Below are 13,349 nucleotides of genomic sequence, written 5' to 3' on the forward strand. Positions count from 1 at the left end.
AATTGTCGGGGGTGCGCGCTAGCTTCGCGGCATGTCGATCATCGAAGAGCGCCGGACCGAGATCCGGGCACAGGACATCACCTACCACCTCGCGGTCGCCACCAGGACGGACGACGACCGCGCCGAACCGACGCCCCGGGTGATGATCACCCTGGAAGCCGGCGGCCCCGGCGGCGAACCGGTCGCCGAGGGCAGCCTCGACCTGGACGTGGCGGTGGCGGCCAAGGTGGCCGACCTCGTCGCGGACGGGTTGCTGTCCGCGACCGGTGAGGGCCGCGGGCCGCGGCGAAGATCCGCGGGCCGGCCCGCCCAGCAGGGACGGCCGTGGAACGGGGAGATGGACGCGGAACTGGAGTCCCGGTGGATAGCGGGCGAGAGCGTCGCGGAGATCGCGGCGTACTTCGAGCGCACCCCCGGCGGCATCCGCGCCCGGCTGCCCCGCGTGGGCTGCGACCCGGAGAACCCGGGCTGCTACCTCCCCGAGCCGCCGAGCAGGCGGACGGACCTGGACGGGGGTGAGCCGAGCTGACCGCCGGTGGGCCGGTCCCGGGTGGACCGGCCCACCGGCCCGTTCGCCGACCACGTCCAGGAACAGGAGGCCGGGCAATGCCACATCGGGTCAGCTCGTCGCACCAGGCGACAGCTGTGCGGCGACCAAGCCACGTGGGTGGTGATCGATCACTCCCGCACGCCCGCCCCCGCGGCGGCGCGGTTCGCGAGCACCTTCAAGTGCGCCACCAGTTCCGGTGGCTCCTCGACGGTGAACGCGCACCCCAGCCCCAGCAACCGGAACGCGAGCCAGTCCAGCGTGTCCGCTTGGCTGCGCCACCGGCAGCCGCCCTCGTCGAGGTCGGTCAGCTCGCCCGGCGTCGCGCCCAGCCTGGGGGCCACCTGCGACGACGGCTCCGCCAGCACGGCCACCGCCTGGTACGTCGGCATGAGGTCGTACAGCCGGTCGATCACGTAGGCCGCCAAGTCCGTGGCGGGTGGCCGGCGCGGAGACACCCTCCCGCCGGTCGCCTGGGCGTCGCGGATGCGGTCGGCGCGAAAGATGCGCCAGTCCGCCCGGTCCAGGTCATACGCCACCAGGTACCAGCGGCGGCCGGTGGCGACCAGCCGGAGCGGCTCGGCCCGGCGCCGCGTCTCGGTGCCGTCGTTCGCTTGGTAGCGGAAGCGGACCGTCTCGTGGTTGGTGATCGCGCCGGCGAACACCGTCAGCTGCGCCGGGTCGACGGCCGGTCCCGCGGCCGGGACGGCGACCGTCGCCGTGCCGATCGTGCCCACCCGGCGGCGCAGCCGGGCCGGCAGGACCTGCTCCAGCTTGGCCAGCGCCCGCACGGAAGCCTCCTCGATCCCGGCGACGGTCTGCCCCGCGGCCGTCCGCAGCCCCACCGCGATCGCGACGGCCTCGTCGTCGTCGAGCACCAGGGGCGGCATCGCGGTGCCCGCCACCAGCCGGTAGCCGCCCGCGACACCGCGGCTGGCCTCCACCGGGTAGCCGAGCTCGCGCAGCCGTTCGACGTCCCGGCGGATCGTGCGCGGGCTGACGCCGAGCCGCTCGGCCAGCTCGCTGCCCGGCCACTCACGCGGTGTCTGGAGCAGCGAGAGCAGGCCGAGCAACCGGGCCGGGGTGTCCGTCATGGGCCCAGCATCCCAAGGTGGCGGGCACCACTCCGGGTTTGTTTAGACTTGCAAGGGCGTGCATAATCATGCGTATGACGGTGAACATCGCGGTGGCCGGAGCCAGCGGGTACGCGGGCGGCGAACTGCTGCGCCTGCTCCTGACCCATCCCGAGGTCGAGATCGGCGCGCTCACGGCCGCCAGCAGCGCGGGCACGAAGCTCGGCGTCCACCAGCCCCACCTCGTCCCGCTCGCCGACCGGGTCCTCGCCGAGACGACGCCGGAGACCCTCGGCGGCCACGACGTGGTGTTCCTCGCGCTGCCCCACGGGCACTCGGCGGAGATCGCGGCGCAGCTCGGCCCGGACGTCCTGGTCGTCGACCTCGGCGCCGACCACCGGCTGGCCGACCCGGCCGACTGGCAGCGCTGGTACGGCGGCGACCACGCCGGCCAGTGGCCCTACGGCCTGCCCGAACTGCCCGGCGCCCGCGAAAAGCTCGTCGGCACCAAGCGCGTCGCCGTACCCGGCTGCTTCCCGACCGGCGGGTCGCTGGCCCTGGCGCCCGCGTTCGCCGCCGGCCTGATCGAGCCGGACGTCACGGTCGTCGCGGTCACCGGCACCTCCGGCGCGGGCAAGAGCCTGAAGCCGAACCTGCTCGGCTCCGAGGTGATGGGCTCGGCCAGCGCGTACGGCGTCGGCGGCGCCCACCGCCACACGCCCGAGTTCGCACAGAACCTCTCGGCCGTCGCGGGGGAGCGGGTCACCGTGTCCTTCACGCCGGTCCTCGCGCCGATGCCCCGCGGCATCCTCACCACGGCCGGCGCTCCGCTGAAGAGCGACGTCGACGAGGCCGCCGCCCGCGCGGCGTACGAGAAGGCCTACGACGCCGAGCCGTTCGTCCAGCTGCTGCCCGCCGGCGCCTGGCCGACGACCTCGGCGACGCTCGGCTCCAACAACGTCCAGCTGCAGGTCACGGTCGACGCCGACGCGAAGCGCCTGGTCGTCGTCGCCGCGATCGACAACCTCACCAAGGGCACCGCCGGCGGTGCCGTCCAGTCGATGAACCTGGCCCTCGGCCTCCCCGAGACCACCGGCCTTTCCACCGTAGGAGTGGCACCGTGACCGTCACCGGCCCCCAGGGCTTCCGCGCCGCCGGCGTCGCCGCCGGGATCAAGGCCTCCGGCGCGCTCGACCTCACCCTGGTCGTCAACGACGGCCCGCTCGACGTCGCGGCGGGCGTGTTCACCCGCAACGTCATCAAGGCCGCGCCGGTGCTGTGGTCGCAGGAGGTACTCAAGCAGCAGCGGCTGAAAGCCGTCGTCCTCAACTCGGGCGGCGCGAACGCGGCCACCGGTCCCGGCGGCTTCCAGGACACCCACGCCACCGCCGAAAAGGTCGCCGAAGTCCTGCAGGCGGGCGCGATCGAGGTCGCCGTCTGCTCCACGGGCCTGATCGGCGAACGGCTGCCGATGGACGCGGTCCTGTCCGGAGTGGACACCGCCTTCAAGGCCCTCGACGCGAGCGCGGAAGCGAGCCTCAACGCCGCCAAGGGCGTGATGACCACCGACACGAAGCCGAAGCAGGCCTTCGCGAAGCACGAAACCGGCTGGAGCGTCGGCGGGTTCGCCAAGGGCGCGGGCATGCTCGCGCCGAACCTGGCCACCATGCTCTCGGTCCTCACCACCGACGCCGTGGCGGACAAGGAAACCCTCGACCGCGCCCTGCGCGCGGCCACCCACGTCACGTTCGACCGGCTCGACGTCGACGGCGGCACGTCCACCAACGACACCGTCCTGGTCCTGGCCTCCGGCGCGAGCGGCGTCGAGCCGACCGAAGCCGAGCTCACCGAGCTGCTCACCCAGGTCAGCCTCGACCTGGTCCTGCAGCTGCGTGCGGACTCCGAAGGCGCGACCAAGGACGTCGACATCACCGTCCAGGGCGCGGAGTCCGAAGCGGACGCGATCGCGGTCGCCCGCACGATCGCCGAGGACAACCTGGTCAAGACGGCGCTGTTCGGCTCCGACCCGAACTGGGGCCGGATCGCCATGGCGCTGGGCCGGGTGCCGGCCCGCATCGACCCGGAAACCGTGTCGATCGCGATCAACGGCGTCACCCTGTTCGCGCAGGGGATGCCCGCCGCGGACCGCTCGGAGGCGGACCTCACCGCGCGCGCCATCGAAATCGTCGTCGACCTCGGTGTCGGCGGCGCGGCCGCAACCATCTACACCACGGACCTTTCGCACGGTTACGTCGAAGAGAACAGCGCGTACTCCTCATGACCAAGGAGGCACTGATTTCCGCGGACGAACGACTCGCGACGGCGGCCGAGAAGGCCGGGGTGCTCATCGAGGCGCTGCCGTGGCTGCAGCGGTTCCACGGCGCCACGGTGGTGGTCAAGTACGGCGGCAACGCCATGATCGACGACGAGCTGAAGGCGGCCTTCGCCGAGGACATGGTGTTCCTCCGGCTGGCCGGCCTGCGCCCGGTCGTCGTGCACGGCGGCGGCCCGCAGATCACCGCCATGCTCAAGCGCCTCGGCGTCGAAGGCGAGTTCAAGGGCGGCCTGCGGGTCACCACGCCGGAGACGATGGACATCGTCCGGATGGTGCTCACCGGCCAGGTCAGCCGCGAGCTCGTCGGGCTGATCAACGCGCACGGCCCGTACGCGGTCGGCATCTCCGGCGAGGACGCCCGGCTGTTCACCGCCGAGCGCAAACAGGCCACTGTGGACGGTGAGCAGATCGACATCGGGCTGGTCGGCGAGGTCGCCGAGGTCAACCCGGACGCGGTGCTCGACATCGTCAACGCCGGGCGCATCCCGGTGGTGTCCACCGTCGCCCCGGACGTCGACGGCGTGGTGCACAACGTCAACGCCGACACCGCCGCGGGCGCGCTGGCGGCCGCGCTGGACGCCGAAAAGCTCGTCGTGCTCACCGACGTCGAAGGCCTGTACGCGAACTGGCCCGACCGCTCGTCACTGATCGACCGCATCCGCGTCGACCACCTCGAGCCGATGCTGCCCACCCTGGCCAGCGGCATGATCCCGAAGATGGAGGCGTGCGTGCGCGCCATCCGCGGCGGCGTGCGCCGGGCGCACGTGATCGACGGCCGCCTCGCCCACTCGGTGCTGCTGGAGGTCTTCACCTCGCGCGGCATCGGCACCATGGTCTTCCCCGAAACGGAGCTCCCGTGACCGACCTCAAGTCCAATGTGGACGGCCAGACGCACTGGCAGTCCGCCCTCATGGACAACTACGGCACGCCTGCGCTGACGCTCGTCCGCGGCGAAGGCGCGAAGGTGTGGGACGCCGACGGCAAGGAGTACCTCGACCTGGTCGGCGGCATCGCCGTCAACGCGCTCGGCCACGCCCACCCGGCGATCGTCGAGGCCGTCACCGCGCAGGTCAAGCAGCTCGGCCACACCTCGAACCTCTACGTCAACCCGGTCGCGGTCGAGCTCGCCGAGGCGCTGCTGGACGTCGCCGGCCTGACCGGCAACGGCAAGGTCCTGTTCGTCAACTCCGGCGCCGAGGCCAACGAAGCGGCGCTGAAGATCAGCCGGCTGACCGGACGCACCAAGGTCGTCGCGGCCGAGGGCGCGTTCCACGGCCGGACCATGGGGTCGCTGACGCTGACCGGCCAGCCCGGCAAGCGCGACCCCTTCAAGCCGCTGGTGCCCGGGGTGGAGCACGTGCCGTTCGGGGATGTCGCGGCGCTGAAGGCGGCCGTCGACACCGAGACCGCGGCCGTCTTCCTGGAGCCGGTGCTCGGCGAAGCCGGCGTGATCCCCGCGCCGGACGGCTACCTGCAGGCCGCGCGCGAGATCACCAAGGCCACCGGCACGCTGCTGGTGCTCGACGAGGTGCAGACCGGCCTCGGCCGGCTCGGCACGTGGTTCGGCTACCAGCAGGCCGGCATCGTGCCGGACGTGATCACCCTGGCCAAGGGCCTCGGCGGCGGCCTGCCGCTGGGGGCCGTGATCGGCGTCGGCGCGGCGGGCGACCTGCTCAAGCCGGGCCAGCACGGCACGACCTTCGGCGGCAACCCGGTGTGCTGCGCGGCCGGCCTGGCCGTGCTGAAGACCATCGCCGCGGACGGCCTGCTCGACCACGTTTCGACGCTGGGCAAGGACATCGCGGCCGGCGTCGAGGTCCTCGGCCACCCGCTCGTCGCCGGAGTGCGCGGGGCCGGCCTGCTGCTCGGCATCGCCCTCCGCAAGCCGGTCTCCGCCGCGGTCGCCAAGGCGGTCCAGGACGCCGGCTACCTCGTCAACCCGGTCGCGCCCGACACCATCCGGCTCGCGCCCCCGCTCGTGCTCGACGCCGAGCAGGCCGACGGCTTCCTCGCCGCCCTCCCGAACGCGCTCGACTCCACCACGAAGGACTCCGACTGATGCTCCGCCACTTCCTCCGCGACGACGACGTCAGTCCCGCCGAGCAGAAGGCCATCCTCGACCTCGCCGACGCGCTGAAGGCCGACCCACTGGGGAACAAGACCCTGGCCGGCAAGTCGATCACGGCGATCTTCGAGAAGAACTCGACCCGCACGCGCTTCTCGTTCGAGGTCGGCATCAGCCAGCTCGGCGGGCACCCGGTGATCGTCGACGGCCGGTCGATGCAGCTCGGCCGCGAAGAGACCATCGAGGACACGTCGAGGGTGCTTTCCCGGTACGTCGACGGGATCGTGTGGCGGACCTTCGCGCAGAAGCGGATCGAGGCGATGGCGTCGGCGGCGTCGATCCCGGTCGTCAACGCCCTGACCGACGAGTTCCACCCGTGCCAGGCGCTCACCGACCTGATGACGATCCGCGAGCGCAAGGGCAAGCTCGGGGGGCTCACCCTCGTCTACCTCGGTGACGGGGCCAACAACATGGCGCACTCGCTGCTGCTCGCCGGGGTCACCGCCGGCATGCACGTCCGCGTGGTCTCGCCGCTCGGGTTCCAGCCCGACCAGCAGGTCATGCTGGACGCCAAGAAGCGCGGCGAGGAGACCGGCGGCACGGCCACCGTCTTCACCGACCCGTACGAGGCCGTCGCCGGCGCGGACGTGCTCGTCACCGACACGTGGACGTCGATGGGGCAGGAGAACGACGGCCTCGACCGGGTCGGCCCGTTCCGTGCCCTGCAGGTCAACACCGAGCTGCTGAAGAAGGCCGCGGACGACGCGATCGTCCTGCACTGCCTGCCCGCGCACCGCGGCTGGGAGATCACCGACGAGGTGATCGACGGCCCGGCGAGCGCGGTGTGGGACGAGGCGGAAAACCGGCTGCACGCCCAGAAGGCCCTGCTGGTCTGGCTCTTCGAAGAGAGCCGGCGATGACCAGCAGCCGGGTGGGCAGGCAGGCGCGGATCACCGAACTGGTGTCGACCACGACCATCCGCAGCCAGACCGAGCTGGCCAAGCTGCTGGCCGCCGAAGGCATCGAGGTCACGCAGGCGACCCTGTCGCGCGACCTCGACGAGCTCGGCGCGGTCAAGCTGCGTGGTCCGGACTCGGGCGCGCCGGTCTACGTCATCCCGGAGGACGGCAGCCCCGTCCGCGGGGTGCAGGGCGGCACTTCCCGGCTCTCCCGGCTGCTCGCGGAGCTGATGGTCTCGGCCGACTCGTCGGGCAACCTGATGGTGCTGCGGACGCCGCCGGGCGCGGCGCAGTTCCTGGCCAGCGCCATCGACCGGGCCGCGCTCGAGGAGGTCGTCGGCTCGATCGCGGGCGACGACACCGTCGCCGTGATCGCCCGGGAACCCTTGACGGGCAAGGAACTCGCGGAGCGCTTCGCCGCCCTCGCGCAGCGATCGGCGCACGAAGCAGGAGACGAAGGACCACCATGATCGCGATCGCCGACATCTTCCCGGCCGAGGGCGAGTTCCTCGCGCCGGACGAGGTCGTGATCACCTTCGACCACGGGATCCCGGTGGCGATCGACGGCGAGACCGTGTCCGTCGCCGAAGCGCGCCGCATGCTGAGCGCGCGCGGCGAGGCGCAACGGATAGGCCGCCGGGAAGCGTGGGCCGCACTCGAACGGCGGACCGGCCGCGGATGTGCCAGTGTCCGCCTGGTCCTGTACGACGGCCGGATCACGGTCGCCTGAACATTCGAACACCGAGGAGAAGCGAGAACAGTGAGCGGGAACGAGCAGCCGGTGCAGCTGTGGGGCGGCCGGTTCGCCAGCGGTCCGGCGGAGGCCATGGCCGCGCTGAGCGCGTCGACGCACTTCGACTGGCGCCTGGCGCCCTACGACATCGCCGGGTCCCGCGCGCACGCCCGCGTGCTGAGCAAGGCGGGCCTGCTCACCGAGGACGAGCTCGCCGGCATGCTGGCCGCCCTGGACACGCTCGCGCAGGACGTCGCCTCGGGGGCGTTCACCCCGACGATCGCCGACGAGGACGTGCACACCGCGCTCGAACGCGGCCTGCTCGAGCGGGCCGGCACCGAGCTCGGCGGCAAGCTGCGCGCCGGCCGGTCGCGCAACGACCAGGTGGCCACGCTGTTCCGGATGTGGCTGCGGGACGCGGCCCGCCGGGTCGTCGCCGGCACGCTCGACGTCGTCGATGCCCTGGTGTCGCAGGCCAAGCGGCATCCGGACGCGATCCTGCCCGGCCGCACCCACTTGCAGCACGCCCAGCCGGTGCTGCTCGCGCACCACCTGATGGCCCACGGCCAGGCGCTGCTGCGCGACGTCTCGCGCCTGCAGGACTGGGACGCGCGCACGGCCGAGTCGCCGTACGGCTCGGGTGCGCTCGCCGGCTCGTCGCTGGGTCTCGATCCCGAGGCCGTCGCCGAGGAGCTGGGCTTCGCGACCAGCGTCGAGAACTCCATCGACGGCACGGCTTCGCGGGACTTCGTCGCCGAGTTCGCCTTCGCCGTCGCGATGCTCTCGGTGAACCTGTCCCGGATCGCCGAAGAGGTGATCATCTGGAACACCGCCGAGTTCGGGTACGTCACGCTGGACGACGCCTGGGCGACCGGCAGCTCGATCATGCCGCAGAAGAAGAACCCGGACGTCGCCGAGCTGACCCGCGGCAAGGCGGGCCGGCTGATCGGCAACCTCACCGGCCTGCTGGCCACCCTCAAGGCGCAGCCGCTGGCCTACAACCGCGACCTGCAGGAGGACAAGGAGCCGGTGTTCGACTCGGTCGAGCAGCTCGAGCTCCTGTTCCCGGCGATCGCCGGCATGCTCGCCACGCTGACGTTCCACACCGACCGGCTCGCCGAGCTGGCCCCGGCCGGGTTCACCCTCGCCACCGACATCGCGGAATGGCTGGTGCGCCAGGGCGTCCCGTTCCGCGTCGCGCACGAGGCGGCGGGCGAAAGCGTCCGCGTCGCCGAGGCCCGCGGTGCCGGCTTGGACGAGCTGACCGACGAGGAGTTCGAGAAGATCAACCCGGCGCTCACGCCCGAGGTGCGGGCGGTGCTCACCGTCGAAGGCTCGGTGAAGTCCCGCAACGCCCGCGGCGGCACGGCACCCGAACGCGTGTCCGAACAGCGCGCGCGGCTCGAAGAACGGGTCACGGCGGCCCGTCAGTGGCTCAACTGAGGGATTTGCGGAGCTTGGCCCGGACGGCCCGCGTGGCCACCGGGCCGAGCCCGTCCAGGACGTCGACGAGCACGGCCAGCTGTTCCAGCGCGGCGATGGCCTGCTCGGCGCCGTCGGGGTCGACGGTCTCGAACAGCGACAGCCCGAGGAACCCCGACGACACGGCGTGGGCCAGCCCGGCGGGGTCCGCCAGGTCGGCCAGCGGCGACCCGTCGAGCACGCGCTCCAGCGCCGTCCGGACCTCGGTGATCCACTTCTCCAGGCCCTCGCGGGTCGCCTGGGAGAGCCGCTCGCTGCCTTGCGCCCCGGCCAGCGTCTGGGCCAGCACGGCGAGGTTGCCTTCCGCCCGTTCGGCGATCCGGATTTCGCGGCCCAGTTCCAGCAGGTCACCGACCGAGTTCACGGCGGCGAAGCGCTCCCGGTAGAGCGAGACGCGGGCTTCGGTCGCGAGGACGCACGCCTGCGCGATGAGCTCTTCGACGCTGCCGAAGTGGTAGAAGATCAGCGCTTGGTTCGCGCCGGCCGCGGTGGCGACCGACCGCGCGGAGACCGCGGTGATGCCCTGGTGCCGGATGATCTCGAGCACGCCGTCCACGAGCTTCTGCTTCGTGTCGCGCGAGCTGGAGTTCCGGCCGGTGCCCATCAGTCCATGACCTTCTCACGGAGTGGCTTGACCGCCCCGCTCACCCCGCCGCCGACGTCGACGAACCGCGCGCCGAAGGCGCCTTCGTAGCCGAACACCGGCCCGAAGCGCGGGTTGACCACCGCGACCTCGATCCGGAACTGCCCGCTCGCCTCGTCGAACCACTCTTCGACCCGCGCGGAGCCCGTGATGACCCGGGGCAGGCCGGCGCGAACCGGCCCCTCCTGCAGCCGGAACTCGCCGGTGCGGATCCGGAACCCGCCGTCCGGCCGGGCCGACACCGCGAGGTCGACCGCCAGGTGCTGGTGCGTCCCCAGGTAGTCGACGAGCCCGCGCCCGGGGCTGAACACCATCTGCGCGTCGAAGCGCCTGCGCCGTCTCGGGAATTCGAAGGTGCGCACGAACGACACGGTCTCGCGGCCGTGCCGGTCCACGTACGGGTAGTTCTCGATGGTGAACGGCACGTTCCGGCCGCAGTCGGGGAACAGGATGTGCCGCGTCGACCCGAGCCACAGGAACGGCAGGGTGAAGGCGGGGCCGCGCCAGATCCGGTCCATGACGCCGTGGCCGATCATGCCGCGCCCGCCCGAGAGGGCCAGCCGCTCCCGCATGCGCGGGTGCAGGAACGCGAAGTCGGCGCCCAGCGCGCGCTCGAAGACGCCGGTCATCGCGCCGCCACCTCGTCGCGGGGGCGGGTCCGGCCGCAGCGGGCGGCCGAGGGCGCGGTCAGGAGCTGCTCCTCCGGTGGCGTCCCGGTCTCGAGCCAGAGCCGCAGGCGGTCGAACGACCAGGCCGTCATCCAGCCGAACAGCGGGCGGAACACCCGGTCCGCCGCCCGGCCGAAGCGTCCCCAGCGAGTCCCGTAGTCGAAGCCGGTGACGAACCGGACGCCGTCGCCGACCGGCGTGTAGCGCCAGAACCCGGCGCCCGCGCTGATCAGGGACAGCGGATCGGCGGAGGCGAACCGCAGCACCGACGTGCGCGAGCCGTCCGGCCAGGTGCGCGACGCCGCGCTCGCCCCGACGCCGGTGACCGTGATGCCCAGGAACCGCGAGGCGTAGCGGAAGTGGCCGTCGTGCCCGGGGACCGGGCTGATGTCGGCGAAGCGCAGGTCCCAGCGCCGGTGCAGGACCGGGTCCTGCGTGTGCCGCCACAGCGTGTCCAGGTCCGTGCGGATCAAGGTCTCGACGTAGAGCGCCTTCGGTCGCATCTCTCGCTCCCCTCAGATTTTGAGCGACTGCTCAAAACGACTGTAGAGAAGTTTGAGCGATCGCTCAAGGGTTAGGGTGGGTCCCGCCAGGCTGCCGAAGAGAGGACTCCGTTTGAGCGGCGACGCAGGCCGGCTGTTCACCCGTGACGAGCTGGCCCTCGACCCGGTCGACCTGGCCCAGCTGCTGCTCGGCTCGGTCCTGGAGGCGACCGGCCACGACGGCACCGTCGGCGTCCGGCTCGTGGAGGTGGAGGCCTACCGCGGCGAAGACGATCCGGCGTCGCACTGCTACCGGGGCCAGACCCCGCGCAACGCGGTCATGTGGGGGCCCGCGGGTCACCTGTACGTGTACTTCGTCTACGGGATGCACTTCTGCGCCAACATCGTCGGCTCCCACGACGGTGTGGCCGGCGCGGTGCTGCTGCGTGCCGGTGAGGTCGTCACCGGCCTCGACGTCGTCCGCAAGCGGCGGCCGTCCGCGCGGGGGACCGGCGAGCTGGCGAAGGGCCCGGCCATTCTCACGTCGGTGCTGCGCATCGACCGGGCGCAGAACGGCGTCGACCTGACCGACCCGGCGTCCCCGGTCCGGCTGCACGTCGGCGAGCGCGTCCCGGCCGAGCGGATCCGCACCGGGCCCCGGGTCGGTGTCGCGATGGCCATGGACACGCCGTGGCGGTTCTGGGACGGCGCGTCGCCGGCCGTGTCCACCTACCGCCGCGGCGGGAAGCGCCGGGTCCGACCCGCCAGTTAGTCGGTTGACCAGGTGCGGGAGGATCTACAGGCGTGAGCGAACACATCCTCGACGAGCTGACCTGGCGCGGCCTCATCGCGCAGTCCACCGACATCGACGCCCTCCGGCGCGAGCTCGACCAGGGTCCCGTGACGCTCTATTGCGGCTTCGACCCGACCGCGCCCAGCCTGCACGCCGGCAACCTCGTCCCGCTGCTCATGCTCAAGCGGTTCCAGCGCGCGGGGCACCGGCCGATCGTGCTGGCCGGCGGCGCGACCGGGATGATCGGCGACCCGCGGGACACCGGTGAGCGCACGCTGAACACGCTCGACGTCGTCGCCGAGTGGGCCGGGCGAATCCGCGGCCAGCTCGAGCGGTTCGTCGACTTCGACGACTCGCCGACCGGCGCGATCGTCGAGAACAACCTGAACTGGACCGGGCAGCAGACCGCCCTCGAGTTCCTGCGGGACGTCGGGAAGCACTTCTCGATCAACGTCATGCTCAACCGGGAGACGGTGAAGCGGCGGCTCGAGGGCGACGGCATGTCGTACACCGAGTTCAGCTACCTGCTGCTGCAGTCGCAGGACTACCTGCAACTGCACCGCAAGTACGGCTGCAAGCTGCAGGTCGGCGGGTCCGACCAGTGGGGCAACCTCGTCGGCGGGGTCGACCTGATCCGCCGGACCGACGGCGCGGGCGCGCACGCGCTGACCGCGCCGCTGGTCACCGACGCCGAGGGCCGCAAGTTCGGCAAGTCCACCGGGGGCGGGAACCTCTGGCTCGACCCGGAGATGACCTCGCCGTACGCCTGGTACCAGTACTTCGTGAACGTGGGCGACGCCGACGTGATCCGCTACCTGCGGATGTTCACGTTCCTGAGCCAGGAGGAGATCGCTTCGCTGGCCGAGGACACCGAGCAGCGTCCCCACCTGCGGGCCGCGCAGAAGCGGCTGGCGGAGGAGTTCACGATCCTCGTCCACGGCGAGGAGCAGACCCGGCAGGTGATCAACGCCAGCCAGGCGCTGTTCGGCCGCGGCGAGCTGGCCGAGCTGGACGAACGCACCCTCGACGCCGCGATGGCCGAGGTGCCGAACGGCAAGGTCGACCCGTCCGGGGACGCGACGATCGTCGACCTGCTGCTCGCCGGGGGACTGGTGGACAGCAAGGGCGCGGCGCGCCGCACGCTCAAGGAGGGCGGCGCGTACGTCAACAACGTGAAGATCGCGGACGAGGAGTGGAAGCCGGCGCCGGGCGACGCCCTGCACGGCAAGTGGCTCGTCGTCCGCAAGGGCAAGCGGAACGTCGCCGGCGTCGCGCTCGGCGGCTGAGCGCTGCAGGAGGCCCGAAACAGGGCCCTGAGCTGCGGGAACGCGGTTAAGGGACCCCCCTGTTCCGGGCCTTCTGGCGGGGTGTAAAGTTCTTCAAGTCGCCAGGGAAACCGGGTGGCCGCCGGGACACGAACCAAGCTCTCGCGGATCGCGATTGAGTGGGTGTCCCACCAAAAACTGCTAGGAATGACTCGCTTCGAGTGAGCCGCTTGATCGCGGCGGACTCGGGGTGTGTTGCTTGAGAACTCAACAGTGTGCTAGTGAACTAAGCCAGTAGAGCTTA

Annotated in this window: 15 protein-coding genes; 11 read left to right on the forward strand and 4 right to left on the reverse strand. The window is 71.9% G+C overall.

Translation table 11 applies throughout. The features are described 5' to 3' along the window. The first annotated feature begins 31 nt into the window (after positions 1–31). Positions 32–529 (forward strand): helix-turn-helix domain containing protein, encoded by a 498-nt coding sequence (locus tag ABFJ78_RS19545; RefSeq protein ID WP_436387760.1) that lies wholly within the window; start codon positions 32–34, stop codon positions 527–529. Between the two features lie 149 nt (positions 530–678). On the opposite strand, the gene ABFJ78_RS19550 is transcribed toward ABFJ78_RS19545, so the two are convergent. Beyond that, complete coding sequence (locus tag ABFJ78_RS19550) at positions 679–1,641, reverse strand: helix-turn-helix transcriptional regulator (RefSeq protein WP_436387761.1); 963 nt, start codon at positions 1,639–1,641, stop codon at positions 679–681. A 74-nt stretch (positions 1,642–1,715) separates the two neighbouring features. Between ABFJ78_RS19550 and argC the strand changes: the two genes are divergently transcribed. Genes argC through argH form a run of 8 tightly spaced genes read left to right on the forward strand, consistent with a single transcriptional unit; the run spans position 1,716 to position 9,155 of the window. Next, entirely contained in the window at positions 1,716–2,744 is a 1,029-nt protein-coding gene (gene argC, locus ABFJ78_RS19555; protein WP_436387762.1) for an N-acetyl-gamma-glutamyl-phosphate reductase, read from the forward strand. Beyond that, positions 2,741–3,901, forward strand: coding sequence for a bifunctional glutamate N-acetyltransferase/amino-acid acetyltransferase ArgJ (gene argJ / locus ABFJ78_RS19560; RefSeq protein ID WP_436387763.1), 1,161 nt, complete (start codon positions 2,741–2,743; stop codon positions 3,899–3,901). The genes argC and argJ overlap by 4 nt, the downstream gene beginning before the upstream one ends. Next, positions 3,898–4,815: an acetylglutamate kinase gene (argB, locus tag ABFJ78_RS19565; protein ID WP_436387764.1), complete on the forward strand. Its 918-nt coding sequence runs from the start codon at positions 3,898–3,900 to the stop codon at positions 4,813–4,815. Before argJ ends, argB begins: the two co-directional genes overlap by 4 nt. Then, positions 4,812–6,014 carry an acetylornithine transaminase gene (locus ABFJ78_RS19570; RefSeq protein WP_436387765.1) on the forward strand — a complete coding sequence of 401 codons (1,203 nt, stop codon included), beginning with the start codon at positions 4,812–4,814 and terminating at the stop codon, positions 6,012–6,014. Before argB ends, ABFJ78_RS19570 begins: the two co-directional genes overlap by 4 nt. Continuing rightward, a complete protein-coding gene (argF, locus tag ABFJ78_RS19575; protein WP_436387766.1) occupies positions 6,014–6,940 on the forward strand; it encodes an ornithine carbamoyltransferase in 927 nt (308 codons plus the stop codon). Before ABFJ78_RS19570 ends, argF begins: the two co-directional genes overlap by 1 nt. Continuing rightward, on the forward strand, positions 6,937–7,449 hold the full coding sequence (locus ABFJ78_RS19580) for an arginine repressor (RefSeq protein WP_436387767.1): 513 nt from the start codon (positions 6,937–6,939) through the stop codon (positions 7,447–7,449). Before argF ends, ABFJ78_RS19580 begins: the two co-directional genes overlap by 4 nt. After that, positions 7,446–7,709, forward strand: coding sequence for an argininosuccinate synthase (locus ABFJ78_RS19585; RefSeq protein WP_436387768.1), 264 nt, complete (start codon positions 7,446–7,448; stop codon positions 7,707–7,709). The genes ABFJ78_RS19580 and ABFJ78_RS19585 overlap by 4 nt, the downstream gene beginning before the upstream one ends. Positions 7,710–7,739: 30 nt before the next feature. Next, a complete protein-coding gene (argH, locus tag ABFJ78_RS19590) occupies positions 7,740–9,155 on the forward strand; it encodes an argininosuccinate lyase (RefSeq protein ID WP_436387769.1) in 1,416 nt (471 codons plus the stop codon). Here the strand turns inward: argH and ABFJ78_RS19595 are convergent. Genes ABFJ78_RS19595 through ABFJ78_RS19605 form a run of 3 tightly spaced genes read right to left on the reverse strand, consistent with a single transcriptional unit; the run spans position 9,148 to position 11,008 of the window. Further along, on the reverse strand, positions 9,148–9,798 hold the full coding sequence (locus tag ABFJ78_RS19595; RefSeq protein ID WP_436387770.1) for a TetR/AcrR family transcriptional regulator: 651 nt from the start codon (positions 9,796–9,798) through the stop codon (positions 9,148–9,150). The two genes, argH and ABFJ78_RS19595, sit on opposite strands and share 8 nt — an antisense overlap. After that, positions 9,798–10,466, reverse strand: a complete 669-nt coding sequence (locus ABFJ78_RS19600) for a DUF4166 domain-containing protein (RefSeq protein ID WP_436387771.1) — start codon at positions 10,464–10,466, stop codon at positions 9,798–9,800. The genes ABFJ78_RS19595 and ABFJ78_RS19600 overlap by 1 nt, the downstream gene beginning before the upstream one ends. Next, positions 10,463–11,008: a hypothetical protein gene (locus tag ABFJ78_RS19605; RefSeq protein WP_436387772.1), complete on the reverse strand. Its 546-nt coding sequence runs from the start codon at positions 11,006–11,008 to the stop codon at positions 10,463–10,465. Before ABFJ78_RS19605 ends, ABFJ78_RS19600 begins: the two co-directional genes overlap by 4 nt. Positions 11,009–11,120: 112 nt before the next feature. On the opposite strand from ABFJ78_RS19605, the gene ABFJ78_RS19610 reads away from it, so the two are divergent. Next, the gene (locus ABFJ78_RS19610) at positions 11,121–11,759 is read left to right on the forward strand and encodes a DNA-3-methyladenine glycosylase (protein ID WP_436387773.1); all 639 of its coding nucleotides are present in this window, start codon (positions 11,121–11,123) and stop codon (positions 11,757–11,759) included. 32 nt (positions 11,760–11,791) lie between these two features. Next, positions 11,792–13,066: a tyrosine--tRNA ligase gene (tyrS, locus tag ABFJ78_RS19615; protein WP_436387774.1), complete on the forward strand. Its 1,275-nt coding sequence runs from the start codon at positions 11,792–11,794 to the stop codon at positions 13,064–13,066. Positions 13,067–13,349: the final 283 nt, after the last annotated feature.

This window comes from Amycolatopsis sp. MEPSY49 (assembly GCF_051337345.1).
Classification (GTDB): domain Bacteria; phylum Actinomycetota; class Actinomycetes; order Mycobacteriales; family Pseudonocardiaceae; genus Amycolatopsis.